Annotated in this window: 22 protein-coding genes; 16 read left to right on the top strand and 6 right to left on the bottom strand. The window is 33.3% G+C overall.

From position 1 onward, the window contains the following. Positions 1 to 202: 202 nt before the first annotated feature. The 5 genes from E2636_RS12090 to E2636_RS12070 all read left to right on the top strand — a co-directional run bounded on the left by E2636_RS12090 (position 203) and on the right by E2636_RS12070 (position 6,596). A complete protein-coding gene (locus E2636_RS12090) occupies positions 203 to 901 on the top strand; it encodes a FadR/GntR family transcriptional regulator (RefSeq protein ID WP_134210414.1) in 699 nt (232 codons plus the stop codon). A gap of 13 nt (positions 902 to 914) precedes the next feature. Then, complete coding sequence (locus tag E2636_RS12085) at positions 915 to 2,330, top strand: FAD-binding oxidoreductase (RefSeq protein WP_134210413.1); 1,416 nt, start codon at positions 915 to 917, stop codon at positions 2,328 to 2,330. After that, positions 2,323 to 3,615, top strand: a complete 1,293-nt coding sequence (locus E2636_RS12080; RefSeq protein WP_134210412.1) for a (Fe-S)-binding protein — start codon at positions 2,323 to 2,325, stop codon at positions 3,613 to 3,615. The genes E2636_RS12085 and E2636_RS12080 overlap by 8 nt, the downstream gene beginning before the upstream one ends. A gap of 467 nt (positions 3,616 to 4,082) precedes the next feature. Beyond that, on the top strand, positions 4,083 to 5,543 hold the full coding sequence (locus E2636_RS12075) for an MBOAT family O-acyltransferase (RefSeq protein WP_134210411.1): 1,461 nt from the start codon (positions 4,083 to 4,085) through the stop codon (positions 5,541 to 5,543). A 12-nt stretch (positions 5,544 to 5,555) separates the two neighbouring features. Then, positions 5,556 to 6,596: a hypothetical protein gene (locus E2636_RS12070; protein WP_134210410.1), complete on the top strand. Its 1,041-nt coding sequence runs from the start codon at positions 5,556 to 5,558 to the stop codon at positions 6,594 to 6,596. 298 nt (positions 6,597 to 6,894) lie between these two features. Here the strand turns inward: E2636_RS12070 and E2636_RS12065 are convergent, their stop codons facing one another. Then, positions 6,895 to 7,080 carry an H-type small acid-soluble spore protein gene (locus tag E2636_RS12065; RefSeq protein ID WP_134210409.1) on the bottom strand — a complete coding sequence of 62 codons (186 nt, stop codon included), beginning with the start codon at positions 7,078 to 7,080 and terminating at the stop codon, positions 6,895 to 6,897. A gap of 1,173 nt (positions 7,081 to 8,253) precedes the next feature. Here E2636_RS12065 and E2636_RS12055 point away from each other — a divergent pair. Then, complete coding sequence (locus E2636_RS12055; RefSeq protein WP_134210407.1) at positions 8,254 to 8,904, top strand: hypothetical protein; 651 nt, start codon at positions 8,254 to 8,256, stop codon at positions 8,902 to 8,904. A gap of 75 nt (positions 8,905 to 8,979) precedes the next feature. Here the strand turns inward: E2636_RS12055 and E2636_RS12050 are convergent, their stop codons facing one another. Together E2636_RS12050 and tagD are read right to left on the bottom strand one after the other, a co-directional pair. Beyond that, the gene (locus E2636_RS12050) at positions 8,980 to 10,149 is read right to left on the bottom strand and encodes a CDP-glycerol glycerophosphotransferase family protein (RefSeq protein ID WP_134210406.1); all 1,170 of its coding nucleotides are present in this window, start codon (positions 10,147 to 10,149) and stop codon (positions 8,980 to 8,982) included. After that, entirely contained in the window at positions 10,143 to 10,538 is a 396-nt protein-coding gene (tagD, locus tag E2636_RS12045; RefSeq protein WP_134210405.1) for a glycerol-3-phosphate cytidylyltransferase, read from the bottom strand. The genes E2636_RS12050 and tagD overlap by 7 nt, the downstream gene beginning before the upstream one ends. 119 nt (positions 10,539 to 10,657) lie before the next feature. Between tagD and E2636_RS19385 the strand changes: the two genes are divergently transcribed. Genes E2636_RS19385 through tagH form a run of 3 tightly spaced genes read left to right on the top strand, consistent with a single transcriptional unit; the run spans position 10,658 to position 14,747 of the window. Next, the gene (locus E2636_RS19385; RefSeq protein WP_243840628.1) at positions 10,658 to 13,078 is read left to right on the top strand and encodes a CDP-glycerol glycerophosphotransferase family protein; all 2,421 of its coding nucleotides are present in this window, start codon (positions 10,658 to 10,660) and stop codon (positions 13,076 to 13,078) included. 34 nt (positions 13,079 to 13,112) lie between these two features. Continuing rightward, positions 13,113 to 13,919, top strand: a complete 807-nt coding sequence (locus E2636_RS12035; protein WP_134210404.1) for an ABC transporter permease — start codon at positions 13,113 to 13,115, stop codon at positions 13,917 to 13,919. Positions 13,920 to 13,937: 18 nt separating this feature from the next. Further along, on the top strand, positions 13,938 to 14,747 hold the full coding sequence (tagH, locus tag E2636_RS12030; protein ID WP_134210403.1) for a teichoic acids export ABC transporter ATP-binding subunit TagH: 810 nt from the start codon (positions 13,938 to 13,940) through the stop codon (positions 14,745 to 14,747). Positions 14,748 to 14,774: 27 nt separating this feature from the next. On the opposite strand, the gene E2636_RS12025 is transcribed toward tagH, so the two are convergent. Continuing rightward, the gene (locus E2636_RS12025) at positions 14,775 to 15,539 is read right to left on the bottom strand and encodes a WecB/TagA/CpsF family glycosyltransferase (RefSeq protein WP_134210402.1); all 765 of its coding nucleotides are present in this window, start codon (positions 15,537 to 15,539) and stop codon (positions 14,775 to 14,777) included. Positions 15,540 to 15,878: 339 nt separating this feature from the next. On the opposite strand from E2636_RS12025, the gene E2636_RS12020 reads away from it, so the two are divergent. From E2636_RS12020 to E2636_RS12005, 4 genes are all read left to right on the top strand, one after another. Continuing rightward, complete coding sequence (locus tag E2636_RS12020) at positions 15,879 to 16,652, top strand: general stress protein (RefSeq protein ID WP_134210401.1); 774 nt, start codon at positions 15,879 to 15,881, stop codon at positions 16,650 to 16,652. Positions 16,653 to 16,978: 326 nt separating this feature from the next. Further along, the gene (locus E2636_RS12015; RefSeq protein WP_134210400.1) at positions 16,979 to 17,185 is read left to right on the top strand and encodes an alpha/beta-type small acid-soluble spore protein; all 207 of its coding nucleotides are present in this window, start codon (positions 16,979 to 16,981) and stop codon (positions 17,183 to 17,185) included. A 143-nt stretch (positions 17,186 to 17,328) separates the two neighbouring features. Further along, positions 17,329 to 17,769 carry a VanZ family protein gene (locus tag E2636_RS12010; RefSeq protein ID WP_134210399.1) on the top strand — a complete coding sequence of 147 codons (441 nt, stop codon included), beginning with the start codon at positions 17,329 to 17,331 and terminating at the stop codon, positions 17,767 to 17,769. Positions 17,770 to 17,951: 182 nt separating this feature from the next. After that, positions 17,952 to 18,125, top strand: a complete 174-nt coding sequence (locus tag E2636_RS12005; protein ID WP_322789568.1) for an aspartyl-phosphate phosphatase Spo0E family protein — start codon at positions 17,952 to 17,954, stop codon at positions 18,123 to 18,125. Positions 18,126 to 18,480: 355 nt separating this feature from the next. Here the strand turns inward: E2636_RS12005 and E2636_RS12000 are convergent, their stop codons facing one another. After that, positions 18,481 to 19,239, bottom strand: a complete 759-nt coding sequence (locus E2636_RS12000) for a ThiF family adenylyltransferase (RefSeq protein WP_134210398.1) — start codon at positions 19,237 to 19,239, stop codon at positions 18,481 to 18,483. Continuing rightward, positions 19,239 to 19,847, bottom strand: coding sequence for an N-acyl amino acid synthase FeeM domain-containing protein (locus E2636_RS11995; protein WP_134210397.1), 609 nt, complete (start codon positions 19,845 to 19,847; stop codon positions 19,239 to 19,241). The genes E2636_RS12000 and E2636_RS11995 overlap by 1 nt, the downstream gene beginning before the upstream one ends. Before the next feature lie 181 nt (positions 19,848 to 20,028). On the opposite strand from E2636_RS11995, the gene E2636_RS11990 reads away from it, so the two are divergent. The 3 genes from E2636_RS11990 to E2636_RS11980 all read left to right on the top strand — a co-directional run bounded on the left by E2636_RS11990 (position 20,029) and on the right by E2636_RS11980 (position 23,661). Beyond that, positions 20,029 to 21,231 (top strand): HD-GYP domain-containing protein, encoded by a 1,203-nt coding sequence (locus E2636_RS11990; RefSeq protein WP_134210396.1) that lies wholly within the window; start codon positions 20,029 to 20,031, stop codon positions 21,229 to 21,231. Positions 21,232 to 21,645: 414 nt separating this feature from the next. Next, positions 21,646 to 22,557: an ROK family protein gene (locus tag E2636_RS11985; RefSeq protein ID WP_134210395.1), complete on the top strand. Its 912-nt coding sequence runs from the start codon at positions 21,646 to 21,648 to the stop codon at positions 22,555 to 22,557. Between the two features lie 18 nt (positions 22,558 to 22,575). Next, positions 22,576 to 23,661, top strand: a complete 1,086-nt coding sequence (locus tag E2636_RS11980; protein ID WP_134210394.1) for an ABC transporter ATP-binding protein — start codon at positions 22,576 to 22,578, stop codon at positions 23,659 to 23,661. Positions 23,662 to 23,670 lie beyond the last annotated feature (9 nt).

Genomic DNA, 23,670 nt, shown 5'->3' with positions numbered 1-23,670 from the left:
CCAATCTGAATTATGAATTACAAAAATACCAGATTTTTTCTTCCTTATATAGCGAAATCTGAGTAATGTTTGTAACAAGTGATACGACTACAATATAGTGAATAAATCTTTGTGAAAAATTGTAAGAGAAGAAAATTTTCTTCTCTTCATTTTTTTCATTAACTGGACCAACCAGCAGACCTCGAAAGAGAGGAGAACTTGCTTGAAACCAATCTTGAAGAAAAATAGGTTATATCATGAAGTAATCAATGAGATTTTCTCATCTATTTCTAAAGAAAAGTTAAAACCTGGAGATAAATTGCCGTCAGAGCGAACAATTGCTGAACTTCTAGAAGTTTCACGAACAACGGTTAAAGAGGCCATTTCCGTACTTGAGGCAAATGGAATTGTTTCTATAAAACCTGGCGTTGGAATATTTCTTGTAAGTCACACGAAACAAGTCATCCAACAAGAATTGCTAGCGGTTTTAAAGCCCAAAAAACAAAATTTGTCCGAATTGATTGAGTTAAGGCAAGCAATCGAGGGAGACGCAGCTTATTACGCGGCTAAGAGAATTACAGTAGGTCAACGTATGGAGCTAGAAAACTGTTATGTAAACTTAAAGAATGCAGAACTGAACGGTGAACTAGCTATAGAAGAAGATTATGCGTTTCATAAAGCTATATTAACGGGTGCTAACAACGCAATAATGGAAGGATTAATGGAAGTCATATCTGAAAAAGTATATTCCTTTATCCAACAAAATCGCATGGAAACGTTGCTGCAACCACTAGAAGTTAAAGTTGTGATGAAGCAACATCAATTAATATATGAAGCGATACTAAATGAAGATGCTGAGTCAGCAAAAAAAGCAATGTGGGAACATTTACATTCGATTAAAGTTCGACATAACTACGAATAGGAGGTTACTCATCGTGAAAGTTACAGAAGATATCCTGGAAAAACTTAAAAAGACATTAGCTGACCCAAAGAGATTTTTAACTAGTGAAGCAGATTTGTATAGCTTTTCATTTGATGCCTCTTTCGGCATGTATAAACCTGATGTTGTGTGTCAGCCCATGTCGTCTACTGAAGTTGCAAGCATTGTCCGTATTGCAAACGAATATTTAATTCCACTTTGTCCAAGAGGTAGGGGAACGAGTTTAAGTGGTGGGCCATTGCCGGTACATGGTGGTATTGTATTGGATTTTTCATTATGGGATACAAAACTTGTAATTGATGAGGAAAACTTAATTGCTACCGTTTCTCCAGGTGTGATTACATCACATATAAATGATGCAGCAAATGAATTTGGACTTATGTACCCTCCAGACCCAAGCAGTGCTCATGTCTCCACGATTGGTGGTAATTTAGCAGAAAATGCGGGTGGACCTCGTGGGTTGAAATATGGTGTTACGAAGAATTATGTCTTAGGTTTGGAGATTGTAACAGCTGATGGGAAAATTGTGCGAACTGGTGGACAAACCATTAAAAATGTAACTGGGTATGATCTCACAAAACTAATTGTAGGTTCTGAAGGGACTCTAGCCATTATTACAGAAGCGACATTAAGATTAATTCCAAAACCACAAGCTTCCTTGACCGCAATGGTTTTGTTTGATGACATTATTGATGCTGGAAGTGCGATTTCGAAGGTTTTAGTGTCAGGTATTATGCCATCAAAAATGGAAATAATGGATCAAAGCTCTATCATCGCTGTAGAAGAGTATGCTTCTTTAGGATTACCAGTGGATGTGGAAGCGATTTTACTGATTGAACTTGATGGACATCCACTTGCTATAGAAGATGAAATGCAACGAGTAAAATCAGTTTGTATGAATGTAGGTGCGAGAAGTGTTCAAGTTGCCCAGGATAAAAAGGAAGAAGCTGAGTTGTGGCAAGCACGAAAACTTGTTTCGCCTGCTATTGTAAAGTTAAAACCAACAAAAATTTCTGAAGATGCAACGATACCAAGGAGTCAAATACCTGAAATGTTTAGAAGGTTAAAACTCATCAAAGAAAAATACAATATACACTTGGTAGTTTTTGGTCATGCTGGTGATGGAAATCTTCATCCGAATATTATTACGGATCAGCGTGATAAGGAAGAAATGAGACGAGTGGAAATGGCGGTTGCAGAAATCTTCAAAGCTGCTATTGATTTGGGTGGTACGCTGTCTGGAGAGCACGGAATTGGCACAATGAAGTCAGCGTTCATGGAGATGGAATTAGGCGTGGATGGTCTTGCGATGATGAAAAGTATTAAGGAAGCATGGGATCCAAAAAATATCTTGAATCCGGGTAAAATTTTTCCGGTAAAAGGGCAAAGGTTTGAGTTGCGAAATGACTAATAACAAAATATTACAGGATAAACTCGCATACGATGAAACTTTTAGTTGCGTTCAATGTGGGTATTGCCTGCCTGCGTGTCCGACGTATTTAGCCTTTGGTAAAGAAAGTCACTCTCCACGTGGAAGAATTCAGCTTGTGAAACTGGCAGCAGAAGGGAAAATAGGGTTTGAAGATTTAGGGGATTCTATTGACTGCTGTTTGGGATGTCGAGCATGTGAAACAATTTGCCCAACAAATGTGGAATATGGAAAAATACTAGATTCTGCAATTGATGTTTTGGGCGCATTTCGTAAAAGCCAGCAATCTATTAGTGAAAAAGTAGTTCGAAATATTGTCTTTAAAAAGGTGCTTCCAAACAAAAAAATACTGAAGATCGTGGGAACTGGTTTACGCTTATATCAAAGAACAAAAGCAGATAAGGTAATTAGAAAATCCGGTGTAATCAAACAAGTTTCTCCGTCACTAGCCACGATGGAACAGATAACGCCGAGAATTTACAAGCCCGAGTCACGAGAAAATTTTCAAGTAAACTCTAAATTGAAAACGAAGACCAAGGTAGCATTTTTCACAGGTTGCATAATGGATACATTTTTTGCACGCGTAAATGATTTAAGCATGAAACTGTTAGAGAAAGCGGGATGTGAAGTAGTTCTTCAAAAAGAACAGACTTGCTGTGGGGCTTTGCATCAACATAGTGCTGAGAAAGAAACTGCCATTGAATTGGCAAAGAAGAATATTGAAGTATTTGAACAATTAGATTGCGACTATATTGTGAATGCAATTGGTGGCTGTGGTGCAGCATTAGTTGAATATGATCATTTATTTGAAAAAAGTGATCCTTGGTTTGGAAGAGCGAAGAAATTTTCATTGAAAAACAAGGATATTAGCTATATTTTATCACGGATGGAACTGCCAATTACAAAACCGCTCCACATGCGAGTTACGTATCAACCTTCGTGTCATTTAACGAATGTCCAGAAAATCGTTAACGAACCAATGGAGCTCATAAGAAAAATTCCCGGAATCGAATTTACTCAAATGAAGAATCAAGATTTATGTTGCGGTTCTGCAGGTATTTATAACATCGTCCATCATGAAGAATCTATGATGATTCTAGATATGAAAATGAAAACAGTCAAAGATGTGAAACCACACCTAATTATCACTACCAATCCAGGATGTCATCTTCAAATGATTTTAGGCGTTAAACGTGAGGGACTTGAATCAACAGTATCCGTAAAGCATTTGGTTGAAGTATTGGCTGAAGCTTGCGAGGTTTCTTGATGATGGTCTAATTTTAATAGTGAAAAGGAAGCAAAACACCTAAATAGTGTTTTGCTTCCTTTATTGTCTGTATATAATTCCCCAATACTTTCAATAGGTGTCAGTGGCTTCAGTAAAATATGTCATTTTTCCTCCACCTATTATATTGTAGGTACTTATTAGACAACTTCTTTTTAACATTCGTTTTTGAATGACAGAATATCATTTGAAATATTCACTATTTAGACGATTTTAGTATGAGTATCGCAGTTGGAAATTAACATATATTGATGGAAAAAAAGAAAAATTTCCATGTTAAACGAAAAATTTAAAATGAGTTTTTTCTGCCATCGAAGTAGAGCTAGGTTGAACCTTTATGAATAAAGTAGGAGCGTTTCGTCTTAATTGAAGCCGAATCAAGGTTTGACCAAAATGATAGTTTTGAATATAATAGAAAAGTTATATTACTAGAAATAAGGGTGAATAAAGTGCTTTTTAATTCCATTGAATTTTTGTTATTATTTTTGCCAGTAGTGTTTTTAATATATTTTGGATTACATAAAATAAATTTACATAAAATGGCTTTACTTCTCTTAATTATTTCTTCTCTTGTATTCTATAGTTTTTGGAATCCTGTTTATTTGTTCTTAATTGTAGGTTCTATGATTTTTAACTTTTTAATAGGAACTATAATGAATGGTTCGAAAAATTTATTTTCTCGAAATCTGTTATTGTTTTTGGGCGTCTTAGGCAACGTTTTGTTATTAGGGTATTTTAAATACTATGATTTCTTTGTTGAGAATGCAAATTTCTTATTTGAAACGAATATTGCTTTACAGAATTTACTATTGCCTTTAGCGATAAGTTTTTTCACGTTCCAACAGATTGCCTTTATTATAGATACGTATCGCGGGGAGACAAAACAATATTCATTTATGACATATGCATTATTTGTCACCTTTTTCCCTCAATTAATTGCAGGACCAATTGTCCATCATCATGAAATGATTCCTCAGTTTAACGATAAAAGTAAATATCACATTCAATTGAGTAACATAGTAAAAGGTATTTTTATTTTTTCAATTGGATTGTTCAAAAAGGTTGGAATTGCAGATACTTTTGCTGTGTGGGCAAATGAAGGTTATGCGAATGTAGAAACATTGACGTTTGTAGAGTCTTGGTTAACCTCTCTTTCATATACGTTGCAACTCTATTTTGATTTCAGTGGTTATTGTGACATGGCTATTGGGTTAGCTTTATTGTTTAATATTAAATTACCAATAAACTTTTTCTCACCATATAAGTCTCGAAATATCCAAGAATTTTGGAAACGTTGGCATATGACGCTTAGCCGTTTTTTAACTCACTATCTCTATTTCCCGTTAGGTGGTAATCGAAAAGGCGAGTATCGAACATATTTAAATATCATTATCATCTTTGCAGTTAGTGGTTTATGGCATGGTGCAGGCTGGACGTTTGTGGTTTGGGGAACTTTACATGGGGTTGCATCCATCATTGTAAGAGTATGGGGCAAAACCAAAATTGTCCTTCCATTCGTAATATCTTGGTTTATTACGTTCTCTTTCATTAACTTAGCATGGGTGTACTTCAGAGCGGAAAGTTTAGGACAAGCTCATACGTTGTTTGGGAAAATGTTTACTTTGGATCAAAGTATTCTTCATGTATTCAATCAAAAACTTGCATTCGCGTCTACATGGGAAACCTTCGAGTTTTTAGGTGTCCATTGGTTAACGAATCCTATGTTTGTAGTGCCTTTTCTTCTATTATTTTTGGCAGTATCTTTACTGGCTCCGAATTCAATTCAATTATTGGAGAAATTCGAACCTAAAGTATCTACCTTACTGCTAGTGAATGTCTGTATTATTGCTGTATTATTTGTTACGTATATTCTTCATAAGAATAGTGAATTTTTGTATTTTAATTTTTAGGGGTGTCTTCATTTGAATTATCGAAAATGGTTCAATCTTTTTCTGGTGAGCATGTTGATTGTTCTCATCCCTGTATTTGGTGTAATGGGGTTCAATTATTATGTAGATCCTTATTGGAATTTCCAACATGCACATGCACATAATGATTATCAAAATGGCTTTGATGAACGATTACAAAAAACGAATCTATTAGTTAATAATAGTCAATCTTTTAGTTCGTTACTTATTGGCTCAAGCCGTGTGACTTATATGAATACCAACAGCTTTAAGCACGATGAAGTTTTTAATTATGGATTAAGTTCCATGCATATAAGCGAATACAGTGACTATATTGCTTTTGCCAAAAAAATAAATGATGGCGTACTAAATGACATTTATGTTGAATTATCGTTACATTCCTACTATGCGAATGTCCAACCGCCGATGGGAAAACCTGATACTTTTTTTGAACAAGCTCAAAATCGAGTATTAGATTATACAGTGCTCTTCTCAAAAGACACATTAGACAAATCATTGGTAAATTACAATGCATCAAAAGCAAATGCTTATCCTCTGCAAAGATCGTATACGAGAGACAACCAAGTAAAAACAACTTATCCAAATAATCGATTATCAAAAGCAAAAGAAGATTTTAAAAGTCGATATGATAAAACAAACTATACGACTGATTTCGCTTATAACGAATTTTACAAAGACGAGTTGCTGAAGATTAAAAGAGAAAATAAAGACTCCAAATTTGTTATTTTCACGGACATGGCGCATGAAGATCGTTTGAAAATATATTTACGCAATCCGAATTTCTTTGATGCTTACGCACGCTCTATTCGCGAAATAGTTGAGGTGTTTGGTGAAGTGAAATCTTTTCATATGCAAAATGACTTAACTCAAAACGATAAACAGTGGATGGACTTCTATCACTTTTATCCTGAAATTGGCGATAAAATGATTCACTCATTAGAAACCGGGGAAGGCGAAGGTGAAATTTATCTAAGTGTTACAGAGAATAATGTAGAACAATATTTAAGGGATATGAAGAATTGGATAAGTGAATAATCAGGAAACACTGGTCATAGGGTTCATCCAACTAATCAATATGCATTTCAACCTAGCAGCTTATCAAAGTTGCTGGGTTTTTTTGTGCTAGATTTAATGGACTTAGAGATCCTTAGATTGAATCTTCACCCATCGCTCCCTTTAGAAAAGGCATTTTTTCTTGGTCATTTCAAAGATGAGACAGAGATTAAGCCCTGTATCACATCAATGAAATATAAAAAGGATGATTTCTGTGCTATACAGAAATCATCTTCACTGAAGAAAAAAATTTTTTCGTTTACAAACCATACGCTTATTCTTATCGAATTTCTTCTTTAAGCTCAGCTATATTGACTTCCGATCTTTCTTCTAGAGAGCGTCTTAAATGAACTGTCGCAAGTTCACCGTTTTCATGTATCTGGTCAATCCAAACTGATACGCCATTGTATGTTACCTCAATTTCTTTAGGTGAAGAGACGATTTGTTTTATTCGTTTAGTATCCAAAAGAATTCCTCCTCATAATTGTAAAGTAGATTCGTATTAGTTTGAGTTTAAAAAGGAATAATCATGTATATAATTCTTGAGATATTTTTTTACCGCTTGGAAAAAGTACATCATCGTAGGGGATTTATATTACATTTTGTTAATATAATAATAAATAAATAGGCTAAAATTAATTTTTGGTAATTTGATTGATTGAAAGAATACCATACATAATAAAGGGGAGCGTATTTGGATGTTTAACTATTTCAAGAAGTCTTGCACGATTTGCAAACGTAAAATAAAACCATTGACTACGTATAAAAATGATACAGGTAAGGTACTGAAAGTATGCAATGCTTGTAGAGAGTATGCCGATAGACGAGCGTATAAGAAACTTTAATATTTGAGTTCAATTTGTAAAAGAAATGGCTCACTATGAACGACAAAAATATGAATCCAGCTGCGTTATAGTTGTTGTTTTTTTGTTTAAACAAGTATATGTGAAAAGTCCTGTAACTACTTAAACAAATTAGTGTATGCAACTATATGGATGTAAAAGTAACTTGTCAGATTCTTTTAAACGTTATTCGACAATTAATGACAAAAATTCCTGTTTAAAAATGGAAGTGATTCATATATAATTAGTTATAGATAAAAAGTACTTAGTGATAGATAAATAGTCTTGAAATTAATATTTTTTTAAAATATACATCACTTTTTATAACTGTCTAAATACCTAGTAATAGTTATTTAAATTGGTTTAAGACTTGGATTCGTATTTAGAAGAGCCTTATTAAAAAATATAGAAGAATGGGACTGAATTTCATGATCAAATTATGGAAAAAATCATGTGCGATTTGTAAAGATCAAGAGAGTTCCTTGATTAAATACGAAAATAGTAGTGGAATTCGCATGATTTTTTGCTACTCATGCAAAAAGTATGCGGAAAAAAGGTCATTTAAGATAGTAAAGTATTATCCTCAGTCGAAAATTATTAAAAAACTGATGTGACACCGTAATTTTAATTATAATAAATACAAATATGATTTCAGCACTGACACTGAGTGCTGAATTTTTTTACACTCATACTACAATCCCTCCCTTATTCTTATTGCAATTGCTACTGAATAGAATGTATAAATCAGATGTCTAAAAATGTGAAATGGATTCACAAAAGGTTTTGGAGGGAAACTAATGAAGTATGAAAATTACCGAGTACTATTATGGAAAAAGAAATTAAAAGGTACTGAGCAAAAACACAAATTTACTGAAGTATATAAAAAAACAATAAAATACTTTGGAGAAAAGAAAAAGGAACGATTGGAAAGTGGGCAATATGGCTTTGTAAAATGGGAACAGGGAAATCAACCAGAGCAAAGAAATAGCATCATTAAAACAATTGGAGAAATTTTTGGTTTAACTGCGTTAATGTCCATTACAGTTCTTTCAATCTTAAGTGTATTAATTCTGTCTTTCGTAATGAGTGAACTGCTTACCTATTTTCGAGAGTTTGGATGGCTGACATTAGGATTAGCGGGAATTATGCTTTTGGTAAGTTGGTATAAACCATATAAAATTTGGAGCTTAATTTTAGCCTTCTTAGGTTCATTTTTGTTCATTGTTACATTCGCTCCACTTATTATTGAGGCGTATACAGGGAGTAAATTAATTGAAGTTACTTATAAAAATGGTTATTTGCTTACATTAAAAGCAACGCTCGTGTTTGTTAGTTATATTATTGGGGGTATTATGCTTACTACATGGTTTTATTTAATATGCAAAGGCCAACGTCAAAACCCTTTAAGTAGATTACGTTATTTGCAGTTTAGAACGAAAAATACGTAATTAAATTGGTCATTAAGTAAAATTAAAAAAGACAATCCGCATGGACAGGATTGTCTTTTTTTTATTGAAAAGGTATTATAGAGCCTTTTCTTTATAAACCACTGAGATTAAAGATTTGGATGCTTGGCCAGAAGAAAAGGTGTTCCAATGGTTCTTAAAACGATCGATTTTTTCAAAATCAATTTCAGGATCTAAAATATGATTGATAACTTCCGTTGTCGATTTTACAATCGGACCAGGAAAATATAGACTATTTTCTGCCCATAATCCTTGTTCTTTATCATATGAATCCAAATCGTATGTGTAAAAAATCATTTTTTTACGCAATAGTGAAAACTCGAAAGGAACCGAGGAATAATCCGAAATTAAGATATCACTTACTACCAATAGTTCATTGAGATAAGGATAAGCACTTACAACGAGGACTCTAGGATGGGTAGGTATAGGCGTCAACGCTTTAACAGAAGGATGCAATCTGATGAGAAGTATATAATTATCATCTAGTCTTTCGAGAAATTCATTTATTTCAAGTTGCAAGTCCATTTTTTCCAGTGAGTCTTTCCTAAAAGTTGGAGCATATAAAACTACTTTTTTCCCTAGGATTATCGGATAAGTTTCTATAACGCGGTCCAAACTTTTTTTCTTGGCGATTTCATCATAATAAAAATCAGTTAGCGGAACACCTGTAAATAAAAAACGATTTTGATTCACCTGAAAAGATTCAGCAAATATTTGAGCCATTTGTTCTGAACCGACTGGGATATATTGAAATTGATTATATACTTTTTGAAATCTTTCTTTCGCTAGTTCGCTTCTTTCATTCGTAGTGGGGTCGCTCCATCCAAATCGTTTAATGGCTCCAGTTGCATGCCATAATTGCACACACTTGACTTCTTTTCGAAATCTTATTGTAGACAATACACCTACATAGTTATCGACGAATACATATTTAGAAGTGGCCAAATGGTAAATTGATAGACATGTATGTAGCAAGTTTGATGTTTCAAACGCGTATATCTTCTTTTTGTCAGTAGGAATTGTAGAAAAATCAATTTTACAGCGAGATTGATTCAAAAAGATAAGTGAATGATTTTTTGAATGAGCTAATTCTTTTGCAACGAAAAAGGCATTATCCCCAAATGATGAAAGGAAAACAGTTTTATTTTGCAATGGAAGAAATTTATATACAGAAAAAATTACTTTAAAAAGGAATAAATATAAAGAAATGATAACTTCCTTTAGCATTTATTGTTAAATAAATCCGTTTTTATCTTAGAACTTGAAATTCCTTCAGTTCTTGGTAAGTAAACAACTTCACAATGTTCATTTAGTTCGTCGAATTTACCTTCCCAATCAGAACCCATAACAAATAGATCAATGTCATTTGTTTGTACATCGTCTGCTTTCTGACCCCAGTTATGTTCAGGAATTACTTCATCAACATATTTAATTGCTTCCAAAATCATTTTTCGTTCTTCAAAGGAATAATAAGCTGCTTTTCCTTTAAGTGAATTGAACTCATCCGAAGACAATCCAACGATCAAATAATCACCGTATTCCTTCGCTCTTCTCAAAATATTGATATGACCGTGATGAATTAAATCAAAAGTTCCATATGTAATTACTTTTTTCATTTTAGATTCACTCCTATATAAGGCTATTTTCTTAATCTTATTAAAATGTTATGATTACATATTGTATGTTATCATTTTTTATAGCTATTGAAAATATAAAGCAAAGAAGGACCGATATAATGAAAGTATATAGTAACAATATTCTACTATTAGAAGATTCAATTCATAAAATCGAATTTACCTTATCAGAAAATGGAACTATATTTCATTTGTATTTAGATCATGTAAATGATGTAAAACCTCTCATTCTTGGAGAGTATCCATTAGAAGACCAAGTATTATTAAAGAAAACGTTAACTGATCAGGACATTATCATTTATATTAAATCTGAAAATATTATGGTAACTACTGTTAGCCATGTCCCAAATGAACAATTTCAAATTACAGAAAATTCGCATGAAATGATTACAGAAGCTTTTTCTGATTTATTGTTATTGAAACAAACTGGGGAAACTTCGTTATCCATATTTAATAATAAGGGTCACTTTTTATTTAGTATCCACGATATTGTAACACAGGATCCCTCTATTTATGTTTACCCTGTTGAACTTGAACTTACTACAATTGAATTTCGTTATTTAACTATAGCAAAAATAAAATACGCATCCTATTATCAATTTATTATTTATGATTTATTTAGAAAAGAATTAATCACGAAAAAAGTTATTTTCTCTGTGGATTCTTTTGATAGTGAGTTTGGGTTAGGTATTAAACTTATCAGTCCAAATTCAATTGAGATATCTTTTGAAACTGATTGTGCAAGTATTGACTTTAAAAAAATATCTGCAAAAGGCACGAGAGTATTTGATATTTATCAATCAGAAAAACTTCGTGGTAGGCATATATTAGGGATTTTAACTATCAATGGTTCAAAATACTATCTTCATAATAAATTGGCGGGTGTCTTTTTGACTCGTACAAACCCAATGAAAATTTCTGGCTTTTATCCGAATATGAAATCACGATTTGTTGGGAAAAACCTTTATATCTTTGGGCGAAATACACATTATGCATACAAAGCGAGTGGAAGGTACGATTATCTTTATATCGGAGATAATGAAAAATCGATTACGAAGTTTGTTCGACCTTTTAATATCCGGTTTCTTAGACGATATGGTTTTTATAAAGTACCAATAGATTCTTTAAATGTAAATAATGTAGTTGAGAATAAGGTCTATTTAGGAAATGAAAAAACAATTTTGCATAATTTAAAGTTAAAGTTACGTCCTGGAAAATCAAAAATATTGGATTATACGATAAATAATGATCAAGTTAATATTATTGGAACTAACTCCCGAGGACATATGACTTCATCTATTGTTCCTAAATCTAAAGAGTACACTATGTTGAAAAGGAATTTTATTATGTTAAAAAATCTTAAAAATAGCAAGTTCTTGTTAAAAGTATTTCGTTCCATCTTTGTTGTCATGGGATGGATGCCTAAAAAGAAGAAATTGGTTATGTTCGAAAGTTTCCATGCGAAACAGTATAGTGACAATCCGCGTGCCATTTATGAGTACATGAAAGAGCAGCATAAGGATTACCAGTTACTATGGAGTATTGACAAACAATCCATTAAATTATTCGATGATTTTCAGGTTCCATATGTTACTCGATTTTCATTACAGTGGTTTCTAACATTCCCTCGCGCAAAGTATTGGGTTAATAATGTACGTTTACCAGGATGGATGCCTAAACCTGAAGGAACAGTATACGTTCAAACTTGGCACGGGACACCATTAAAGAAACTTGGACTAGATATAGAACAAATTCACATGCCTGGAACTAAAACAGATACGTATAAAAGGAACTTTATTAACGAATCTCGAAACTGGGATTACCTGGTTTCTCCAAATGCGTATTCAACAGAAATTTTCAAAAGAGCATTTCACTATGATGGACAAGTCATTGAATCAGGATATCCACGAAATGATGTCTTGTCTATTCCTTCAGAAGACGTGGTAAAAAGTTTGAAGCAAAAATTAGGAATTCCTGAAGAGAAGAAAATTATGCTTTATGCTCCAACATGGCGCGATAATGAATTTCATAAAAAAGGGAAATATAAATTTAACTTCAAATTTGATTTAGAAAACTGGAAAAGAGAATTTGGTTCCGAGTGGGTGTTATTGTCAAGAATGCATTACTTGATAGCCGAAAACTTTGATTTCTCTGCACATGAAGGAACTGTTTACGACGTGTCTTCTTATCCAGATATTCGCGAGCTTTATCTAAGTGCAGATCTTTTAATCACAGATTATTCATCTGTATTCTTTGATTTCGCCATATTGAATAGACCGATTGTGTTCTTTATGTATGATTTAGAGACGTACAGGGATGAACTTAGAGGTTTCTATATGAATATTCAAGAAGATGCTCCAGGACCAATCGTTCAAACAGAGGAAGAGCTGTTCCAAGCGATAAATGAACTTGAGCAATCTAATGTTCAATCTAATCCAACGTTCAAATCCTTTAAAACCAAGTTTTCTTCTTTAGAGGATGGTCATGCTACTAAACGTGTGGTACAAGCTTTCTTGAAATAGTGTGTGATAAAAAGTGAGTAGGTGATGAATTCTAATGAAATCAGTAATAAAGATTCTAAAAGAACAATTTCAATTTTTCTATTTGGTTAGAAGATTATCTATATATGAATTACGGAGTTTAACGAGCGGCAATTACTTAGGGGCTGCTTGGGAAATTATCAATCCGACGATTCAAATTTTAATTTATTGGTTCGTATTTGGTTTTGGAATTCGTCAGCGAGAAGCAATCGATGGTATTCCGTATTTCCAATGGATGTTTGCAGGCATTCTGGTGTGGTTCTTTATTAATCAAAGTGTCATGAAAGCATCCAAATCGATTTATAGCAAGATTCGGATGTTGTCTAAAATGAGCTTTCCAATGAGTGTAATTCCGAATTATGTTATTTTTTCTCAATTTTATCCTCATCTATTGCTTTTAGCACTAGGAATGATCTTGTTACAGTTTATGGGTTTTCCAATTTCCATATACTATCTTCAACTGCCATTATATATAGCAGCTGTATTAGTCTTCATATTTAGTCTATCGCTTATTACTTCTACATTGACAACTATTGCACGTGATGTTCAGATGTTATTACAGTCGGTCATGCGTATGCTCTTATATTTGTCACCAATTTTATGGCCGCCGACGTTGTTACCAGAATCATGGCAGATTTGGGTTAAGTTAAACCCCTTCTATTATATAATAGAGGGGTATCGTTATTCTTTGCTTGGTCAAGGATGGTATTTTATTGAAAACCCTCTATACACCTTATATTTTATTGCAGTAATGGGTTTAACTTTGTTAATTGGTTCATATTTGCACGTGAAATTCAGAAGTCAATTTATTGATTTCCTATAAAAATTGGAAGTGACATGCATGTTAAAAACAGTCGAAGTTAAAAATGTATATAAGAGATATAAACTCTATAAGAAAAAATCGGAGCGTATTCTTGATTTAATAATGCCTCACAAAGAATATGGCGAGGATTTTTTTGCTCTACAAAACGTCTCTTTTGATGTGGAGAAAGGGTCAATCATTGGTCTTGTTGGTATTAATGGCTCTGGAAAGTCCACACTTGCGAATATCATCGCAGGTGTAATTCCGACGACAACAGGTGAAATTAAAATTCAAGGTAATGTGGCTTTGATTGCCGTTAACGCGGGGTTAGATGCAGGGTTAACTGGAAGAGAAAACATTGAACTTAAACTTCTAATGCTTGGTTTTTCCAAAAAAGAAATCATAAATATGGAAGAAGAAATCATTGAGTTTGCAGAGTTAGAGAAGTTTATTGATCAACCTGTTAAAACTTATTCAAGTGGTATGAAATCTCGATTAGGTTTTTCCATATCTGTAAGAGTAGATCCCGACATTTTAATTATTGATGAGGCCTTGTCTGTTGGAGATAAAGCATTTGCAGAGAAAAGTCTTGAAAAAATGATGGAATTTAAGGCGAGAGGTAAAACGATGTTTTTTGTCAGTCATTCAATATCCCAAATGAAAAAGTTTTGTGAACAAATAATTTGGTTAGAATTTGGGACCGTGAAAGAATATGGTAAGGCTAGTGAAGTTTTAAAACACTACGAATCGTTTTTGGCCGAATATCAAGCATTAACTAAAACAGAGAAGAAGAAATACCGAACAGATGCCCTTAATAGGCAATCTTTGAAAAAAGAAAAAATCCTGTAAACATCAAAAGATGTTTACAGGATTTTTTTATATATGTCTTTCACGTTTCACATAAACTTTACGACTCGCCCATTTTTGTTTGTAAACTTCAGCTACAAAAATTGGTAATTTAATCATTCGCTTACTACGAACAGGCTGTGTAATTAAGCGGTACATCCATTCTAAATTATGATTAAGCCAAAACTGTGGAGCTCTCTTCGTATGGCCTGCTAAAACATCAAAGCTACCGCCAACACCCATTACAACAGCATTAGGAAATAAATGCTTATACTTTGCAGCCCAATTCTCTTGTAAAGGAGCGCCAAGACCAATAAATACGAAATCAGGATTTGTTGATGCGATTTCTTCCGCAATCTCTTGTCCATAACCTAAATAGCCGTTTTTAGTCCCTGCAATTCGAATATTTGGATAAAGTTTAATTGCATTGATAGCAGCGTCAACAGCTACACCTTCTTGAGAACCGAAGAAGTAAACAGACTTTCGTTTTTCGCTTGCATAAGATAGAAATGTATGGACAAGGTCATAACCTGTTATTTTTTCTTTTAAGGGATGTTGCAATATTTCAGAGGCCATCATGACTCCTGAACCATCAGGTACTATAAAATCAGCTTTTAGAATGGAATCTCGGTAAGATTTCGATTTCTTAGCACTCATGATGATTTCTGGATTAGCAGTTACAATGAATATATTTTTTTGTTTTTGTTCGATCTCATTGTAAACCACATCTAGTAGTCTATTTTTGGTTAAGTTATCAATAGGCACATCCACAATCGTTACTTTATCATGCATCATAAGATTTCACCTCTTATTCTTTTGATTTCCATTAATAGATGTAAACACTTTGTAAATGATTATACCATTTTTGTTAAGGTTTTATCAAGATACTGTAAAGGGGTTATCTTGTCTATGTAGGGGGTAATTTGAAGAGCTGTGCATGGAAACGTCTGAATTGCTTCTTCAAACGAGATACTAATAGAAATATAATGTTAATTATTTTTTAGCAAAAAAGGCGTTGCACTGATCAATCTCAGACCTTCGATGAATTTCTTAACATAGGGGTTGTTTAGTATTTGGCTGATGAAGGGTATAAATGGATTAAGGATTAATTGAAGGAAAAAAGGGGGATTCAAGATGAGTAAACGAGTTGTTGGAGTTTATAATAGCAAAGAAGCAGCGATGTTAGAGATTGATAAGTTAAAAAAATTAGGGCATGATAAGAATACAATTTTTATATTAGCGAAGGATCCTGCGAGTGTTTCAGCGATTGTAAGGGATACTGGCGTTCAATTAGAAGAGGTTCCTGAGAATGGTGAACTGGAGCCGAAAAGCACTGGATTATTTGGTCGAGTTTTCTATGCGTTAGATTTTGATACGAAACATTCAGGAGTGGCAGCTGTATTAAAGTCTGCTGGAATCAAGGAAGATGAAGTTGGAACTTATGTACGGAAGATAGAGCAAGGAGATTTAATGGTACTTGCTACTGCAGATGTACCACGTCAACCTTATACCGATGATACAGATATTGCTGATTTTTCAAACGAAGAACAATCCATGCAGTATTATGAGAACAATGAATACGTTCCAACTCAAGTGACGATGCAAGATCAAGCATTAGATGAACATACGGAGAAATTAATTAATGAAGAGTTATATACTTCACTAGAACATATTCAACCTGAAGACGTGCAAGTTTATTATGATGAGAATGAAAAAGAACAAGGGAAGAGTACAAGTGTAACGAAAGATGAAATATATGTAGAACACATTTATTTTGACAGTCCTACACCTCCAATTGAGTCCGATGATGAAGAGTTAATTCGTGTACCAATTATTGAGGAGCGAGTAAAAGTGATTAATGAAAAAGTCGTCACCGGGGAAATAGTTGTTCGAAAAAGAAGAATGTAACATGTAGTTTTAAAATAAAATGTGAGAGAAAACCTTCTGTTATTTACAGAAGGTTTTTATTTTCTGGAAATCGAAATTAATTACAACATATTCTGTTGTGTTTATAAATAAATCGAGTTGTGTGCAATTTTTTTGTGCTGAAGGCGTGACAGATAACGAGGCTTTGGTTGATAACATTCTCACCCTGCTCTGTTTTTTGTCACAGGTCCTTAATTAGATATGAAACAATTATGATTTAATTTAATTAACTCTAAAATCAATAATTTAGTTTCGCGCATGATTCTTGAAAAATCGGACATTCTATATGTAACAAGGAGGTGAGCGAAATGACTAACAACAATTCAAGTAATAAAATATCTGTACCAGGTGCCAAACAAGCTTTAGATCAAATGAAGTATGAAATTGCACAAGAATTTGGTGTGCAATTAGGCGAAAACGCAACATCGCGTGCTAACGGTTCCGTTGGCGGAGAAATTACGAAGCGATTAGTAGCGCAAGCCCAACAACAATTAAAAGGTAATCAAAACTCATAAAACAAAAGCCGGCAGTGAAAACTGTCGGTTTTTTATATATTTTAGGCAACAGCACTTAGGAGATTTAATTGGTCTACTTTATAGTTCCCCAAAAAAAACGTTTTAATGGGAATGTGAGAATTAATAGAAAGGAGACTATTTAATTGTTTTTAGCACCATACTTACTTATCATTTGGGCTATATTCATTTTAATGGCAGGCTGTACTTCAGACGCACATGCTTTTTTATATGATCAATTAGTAAGCTTCAATATGAACTTAACACCGAACTATCGTGACTTGCTAATTACAAGTGACATTCATTTTTCAAATGAGTTTTATGTAATTCAAAAAATAGGTCATATTGTTGCATTTGGTTTGCTTTATTTTTTAGTGTTAACCACGATTAAACGATTTGGAATTTCAATCATACTATGTAGTGTTTATGCAGTCTTTACGGAAGTTCTTCAACTGCATTTTAATCGAAACGGCAGACTTTTTGATGTTGGTGTAGATTTATTAGGAATTTTATTAGCGTATTTTTTATATAAAATTTTTGTTGTTAATCCAAATAAGGTGTATGAAACGAGTATAGAGAATATATGAAAAACGAATAAATATTCATAAAGAAGTTATTTAATAAAAACAACTTTAAAAATATAATTCAACATAAATGTGACGAATTTATGAACTTATGTATTTTTTCACAATGTGACAAATTACTACATCAAGAATCATATATGATGTATCTTGTATCTCGATATTGGGTAAAGACTTATTAATATAGTATGGAGGATAGAGAGCTAATGAAAAATATGCACCAAGATATCTTGTTAACTCAAATTAAGTTAAAAAAGAGAATTATGTATATGAGAGCCAATCTTTTTGGTCGAACACATTCCAGTGTTGTAACATGCAGTCAAGAACTCGATACTTTGCTTAATAAATACCAAGGCATATAAGTTAATAATTAGTGGAATAACAGATTTTTTAAACCCAATATATAACAACTTAATATGTTAAAAAGAGAATCTAAAGCAGAGGCTTTTTAAGATTCTTTTTTTTACTATTAATTATCAATGTAATATTATGATTTAGTCATTGCATTTTTATTGAAGCTGAAGGATAAGGCTAATTTAGGGAGAGTCAAAATAATATTAATTTTTTAAATGATGTGAAAATAATTAAATGAATCCTAAATAGTACCCATGCAATTTAAAATGAACATACAAAATCCAGCAACTGCTAGCGTTGCTGGATTTTGTATGTTCATTTACTCAAAATTTTAGTGACATAATAAAAAAATTAGTAGAACCATTATTCAAATTGAATTTGGAATTTCTCGGGAACGATTACCGGTTTTTTTCGATCAAGTAAGTGCAATACTAAGTGTGATACTAAGGAACCTGGTCCTAAAGCTTGTCCGACACTTATTGTTGGTATCGTTTTTTTCGTTAGAAATTCTTCAATCATTTCTTCAGTTACATAGCTAGGTAAGTAACTTGCGTATTGAGATGCAGGGAAAGTGATTCCTTTTATTTGGTCGATGGTCAGATTTTTTGGAAGACCAATATATTCTTCAATGTCCATGCCATCAGGTGCAAAAGTTAATACCGAAGCTCCAAAACCTAATGCTACAGCTGTAATAATATATAATCCTTTCTTTCGAGCGGCTCGATGAAGGGCAATAGCATCTGGAAAACAGAAGTAATCAATTGCATCTATTACATAATCAGCATCTTGGAGAAATTCATCCATATTTTCTTCATTCACGCCTTTCGTAAATCTAGTGATTTCTAGTTCTGGATTAATAGCCAATAAGTGATCACTTAATGCATCGACCTTGAGTTGTCCAACTGTGTTAAAGCTGGCAGCACATTGTCTATTAATATTTGAAACATCAAAGACATCAGGATCTGCTAAAACTAATTTTCCTACGCCCATTCTTGCTAATAATTCAGCGGAAAATCCACCAATGCAACCACAGCCTGCTATAACTATCTTTGTGTCATGTAGCTTTTGTATTTCACTCTCTGACATAATGCCAAGGTTTCGACTGAATTGTTCTTTAATCATTATTTCGACACCTCCATGATTTGGTTTTCATAAATAAACAAAAAATCATACAATTTGGGTTTTGTCTGCTTAAAAATTGGTGTTCCAGCTGGAATGTCTAATACACAAGGAATTGTGACAGAACCAAGATATACTTGTGGTTCTCCAATCACTTTAAATACTGGGCCAAACACCCGATTTAAATATTTATACACTCTTTCGTCAATACAACAAATCCAATGAGTGATGGCATGCTGAAGTGAGTATTGAAACACGGTTCGAATGATATCCATTCCAACTTCATGTTGCGGCATTTTAGTGAATGCACTGACTTCAGCAAAACAATTTTTTTCGAGTTTTTGAAGCTTTTTTAACTCTAAATCATAAATAGAAAAGTTTTCTATTGTAGGTAATTCTAACAATGCTTTAAAGATTAATCTTGTAACGCCAACGGTTTTATTTACATTATGATTCTGAGCTATGATATAAAGAGAATTCAACTCATACGGATCTTGCTCATCTTCCTGGAGAAAGCCGACTTCACTATAGCGTGCTCGATGTAATTTGATAGCTTCCTCACGTAATTGACCAACTGCTAGTCCATAATGATACTTTTCAACTGTTTCCATAAAAATAATCTCCTTTTAACTATATAGTTTGTACCTTATAACTATATAAGAAGAGACAAAATTTATCATAAATTGTCAATATTCTTTACAAAATAAAACAAGGAAAGCTATATTATTACAACTTAAGTGAGAAATGATATAATTGATATATATTCATAAAAAAGATAGGGAGTACAGAACAATGGTAGAATTTGAACAACAACTTTTAGATGAATACTTTCATGAACATCGTTCAAAAATCACAAAGACCTTAGTTAAAATTATTGCTGTTTTTCTGTTAATGAGCACAGTATGGAATATATTATTTGAACTATTTGATATGCCTTATTCACGAGCAAATATTGTAATACTTTTAATTTGTTTAGGTATTCTACTTACTCTTTTTGTCTTAACATATCTTGTCAAAATTAATTCAATAATTCAGCAATTCCTCTTATTAATTTATTGTGCTTGCTTAATTATTTGTTTATACTTTGGATCAGGATATACAGAATCGTGGAGTTTTTTCTTAATCATGCCCCTACTTGCAGGTATTTATGGTGAGCGCAAACTTTTGCTCTACTACTCTGTAATTGGAGGACTACTACTTACACTTTTATCTGTTCAATTTCCTATTAGTACATATGTTGCAGATGGTATTGATATATCGAATCGTATTTTGATGTATATTATTTTGGCGACTTTTAGTTTTTTTCTTTTAAATACTTTTAAAATTATCTATAAAAAACAAGTTGATATCGTTACAAAGTCAATGGAAAAGACCATTGAACAAGTAGTGAATAGTTTTATTGTTTCGATAGAAGCGAAGGATTTATACACCTTTGGTCATAGTGAACGAGTTAGTAAATATGCGATCGAAGTTGGTAAGAATTTACCGCAATATCAAGACGAAAAAGAGCTTAGAAAGCTTAGATTAAGTGGATTACTGCATGATATTGGAAAGATTAATATCCCAGAAACCATCCTTACAAAGTCCGGAAAATTATCTGCTGAAGAATTTAACATCATTAAAACACACCCAGTGGTAGGCGCAAGGATGGTAGAAAAAATTGAAGGTTTACAAGAACTTAAAGATGGAGTTCTTTATCATCATGAACGGTGGGATGGTAATGGCTACCCCACTAAACGAAAAGGTGTAGATATTCCGCTATGTGCCAGAATTTTAGCGATAGTCGATGCTTTTGATGCGATGACTTCCAATCGATCATATCGTAGTCAAATATCATTTGAAGAAGCGTTTAAGCAATTACTTGATGGAAAAGGAACACAGTTTGATCCTGAGCTAATCGAAGTTGTTGCAACACTTCAATTGAACTTTAAAAAAGTTTATAACGAATCAAATGATCCGATTAAAGAGTTTGAAACGCTAACAGATTTAATGTAAATCTTCCATCTCAGTTTTTTTTCAATCGATTTATTTAATGAGAACTGAAAATATCGAGAGAGCACCCAGAGACGAAATTTGTCACTGAGGTGTCTTTTTCTGACTTTGAAAGATGGAGGATAATTGATAGAATGGACATAACGACCGTTGATGTGTAATTAAATTCGTTCGAAGTCTGACACCACTATAAAGTCTAATTACATGTGGAATCATGATAATATACGCTCCATAATACAGTGTAAAGGAAAAAAATCAAATCTTTGAAAAGACTATTAAGCTTATGGAAATTACTTATTAATTGATTAAAAGTAAATTTTTCGAAAAATCAAATATAGACGAATCTCTAAAATCATGTATGATAAAAGGATAACTTCATTGTTTAAAAGAATTTAGCAAAATGGAGGTTAAGCGTTAATGAAAGTTTTAGGAATTGACATTGGGGGAACGAAAATTCGAATGGGTATTGTCGATTCGAATGGACAAGTAGTGGAAGATCATAAAATTCCTACAGAAACTCCTCTTTATTCGTATTTAGAAAATAAGATTATTCAGTTTTTAAAAGAGCATACACACGTCCAGGCAATTGGAATTGGCACAAGAGGAATGGTTGATGCAGAAAATGGCGTCATTACGTTTGAAAGTGGAACAATACCTGGTTGGCAGGGAACAGAAGTAAAGTCACTTTTAGAAAAAGCAACAGGGCTTTACGTTGAAGTAAACAATGATGCTAACTGTGCAGGACTTGCAGAAGCTCGTTTGGGGTCAGCAAGAGGTTATCGTCGTACCGTATGTTTAACGATTGGTACGGGACTTGGTGGCGGATTTGTTATAGATGGGAAAATTATGAACGGAACACATGGCGGTGCAGGTGAAGTAGGGCACATGATTTTGTATCCAGGTGGTCATATATGTAGTTGTGGTCGTCCGGGATGTAGTGAACAATATGTTTCTGGAACTGCTCTAAGAAGATCTATTGCTGAGATGAACATAGTTGATGAGAATAATAAGTTAATTACACCAAACCGAATGTTCGAACTTGCAATTGAAGGTCATAGCGATGCATTAGCAATTACCAAAAAATTCACGAATGACTTGGCTATTGTCATTAGTTCACTCCAGGCTGTACTAGATATGGATTGTGTGATTATTGGTGGTGGTGTTTCAGAGTCAGCAGATAGCTGGTGGTCGTTCTTATTGACTGCACTGGAACCTTTATTGTTAAAACCGTTAGAAGTGAAAAAAGCGAAGTTTGGCAATGAAGCAGGAATGTTAGGTGCAGCTTTACTTGTGCTAACTGATGAAAAAGATGGCGTATTCAAAAAATAAGTAAAGGTTGTGGATAAAATGGCAAATCTAGTATTAGAAAATATATCAAAAGTTTATGATAAAAATGTCTTAGCTGTATCAAATTTCAATTTAGAAGTTGAAGACAAAGAATTTATTGTTTTTGTTGGCCCTTCAGGATGTGGGAAGTCTACTACATTACGCATGATTGCAGGTCTTGAAGATATTTCTTCCGGAGATTTTTATATTGATGGCAAGAGAATGAACGATGTGGCACCAAAAGAACGAGATATTGCAATGGTTTTCCAAAACTATGCATTATATCCGCATATGACTGTATATGAAAATATGGCGTTTGGATTAAAATTGCGTAAATTTCCGAAAGAAGAAATTAAAGAACGCGTACAAAATGCTGCAGAAATATTAGGTTTAGAAGCTTACTTGGATCGTAAACCGAAAGCATTATCAGGCGGTCAACGTCAACGTGTAGCGCTTGGAAGAGCTATCGTTCGAGATGCAAAACTATTTTTAATGGATGAACCTTTATCAAATCTTGATTCCAAGTTACGTGTACAAATGCGTGCTGAAATTGCAAAATTACATCAACGTCTTAACACAACAACGATTTATGTTACTCATGATCAAACTGAGGCAATGACAATGGCTACTCGAATTGTCATAATGAAAGATGGACTAGTCCTACAAATTGGCACACCCAAAGAAGTATATGATAAACCTGATAACGTTTTTGTAGGAGGCTTTATAGGTTCACCTTCTATGAATTTCTTCAAAGGAAAATTAGTTTATGGCATGTTCGTAATAGGGAATACTTCACTTAAGGTTCCGGAATCACATCTAGCGTATTTAAAAGATCAAGGATATGATGGAAAAGAATTAATTTTAGGTATTCGACCGGAACATATTAGCAATGAAGTTTCAGATGGGCACCAGACTTTAAACTTGAAAGTAGATGTATCTGAACTTACGGGTGCTGAATTAATGGTGTACTCTAGCATCGAAGGTCAAGATTTTGTTGCTCGTTTAGACTCTAGTAACCCCGTTCAACCAGGAAATGAAATTGACCTATCGTTTAATTTAGAAAGAGGACATTTCTTTGATCGTGATAGCGAACTACGAATTAAGTAATTGATTTCG

It is taken from the genome of Paenisporosarcina antarctica (assembly GCF_004367585.1).
Classification (GTDB): domain Bacteria; phylum Bacillota; class Bacilli; order Bacillales_A; family Planococcaceae; genus Paenisporosarcina; species Paenisporosarcina antarctica.
Note: the sequence above shows the minus strand (reverse complement) of the source record. Positions and strands in the feature narration are given on the sequence as shown.

Excerpts from the sequence above, each read along its gene's own strand:
- E2636_RS12080 (WP_134210412.1), top strand. The coding sequence starts at position 2,323 with ATGACTAATAACAAAATATTACAGGATAAACTCGCATACGATGAAACT.
- E2636_RS12055 (WP_134210407.1), top strand. The coding sequence starts at position 8,254 with ATGAAGTATGAAAATTACCGAGTACTATTATGGAAAAAGAAATTAAAA.
- E2636_RS12050 (WP_134210406.1), bottom strand. The coding sequence starts at position 10,149 with ATGCTAAAGGAAGTTATCATTTCTTTATATTTATTCCTTTTTAAAGTA.
- tagD (WP_134210405.1), bottom strand. The coding sequence starts at position 10,538 with ATGAAAAAAGTAATTACATATGGAACTTTTGATTTAATTCATCACGGT.
- E2636_RS19385 (WP_243840628.1), top strand. The coding sequence starts at position 10,658 with ATGAAAGTATATAGTAACAATATTCTACTATTAGAAGATTCAATTCAT.
- E2636_RS12035 (WP_134210404.1), top strand. The coding sequence starts at position 13,113 with ATGAAATCAGTAATAAAGATTCTAAAAGAACAATTTCAATTTTTCTAT.
- tagH (WP_134210403.1), top strand. The coding sequence starts at position 13,938 with ATGTTAAAAACAGTCGAAGTTAAAAATGTATATAAGAGATATAAACTC.
- E2636_RS12025 (WP_134210402.1), bottom strand. The coding sequence starts at position 15,539 with ATGATGCATGATAAAGTAACGATTGTGGATGTGCCTATTGATAACTTA.
- E2636_RS12020 (WP_134210401.1), top strand. The coding sequence starts at position 15,879 with ATGAGTAAACGAGTTGTTGGAGTTTATAATAGCAAAGAAGCAGCGATG.
- E2636_RS12015 (WP_134210400.1), top strand. The coding sequence starts at position 16,979 with ATGACTAACAACAATTCAAGTAATAAAATATCTGTACCAGGTGCCAAA.
- E2636_RS12005 (WP_322789568.1), top strand. The coding sequence starts at position 17,952 with ATGGAGGATAGAGAGCTAATGAAAAATATGCACCAAGATATCTTGTTA.
- E2636_RS12000 (WP_134210398.1), bottom strand. The coding sequence starts at position 19,239 with ATGATTAAAGAACAATTCAGTCGAAACCTTGGCATTATGTCAGAGAGT.
- E2636_RS11995 (WP_134210397.1), bottom strand. The coding sequence starts at position 19,847 with ATGGAAACAGTTGAAAAGTATCATTATGGACTAGCAGTTGGTCAATTA.
- E2636_RS11990 (WP_134210396.1), top strand. The coding sequence starts at position 20,029 with ATGGTAGAATTTGAACAACAACTTTTAGATGAATACTTTCATGAACAT.
- E2636_RS11985 (WP_134210395.1), top strand. The coding sequence starts at position 21,646 with ATGAAAGTTTTAGGAATTGACATTGGGGGAACGAAAATTCGAATGGGT.
- E2636_RS11980 (WP_134210394.1), top strand. The coding sequence starts at position 22,576 with ATGGCAAATCTAGTATTAGAAAATATATCAAAAGTTTATGATAAAAAT.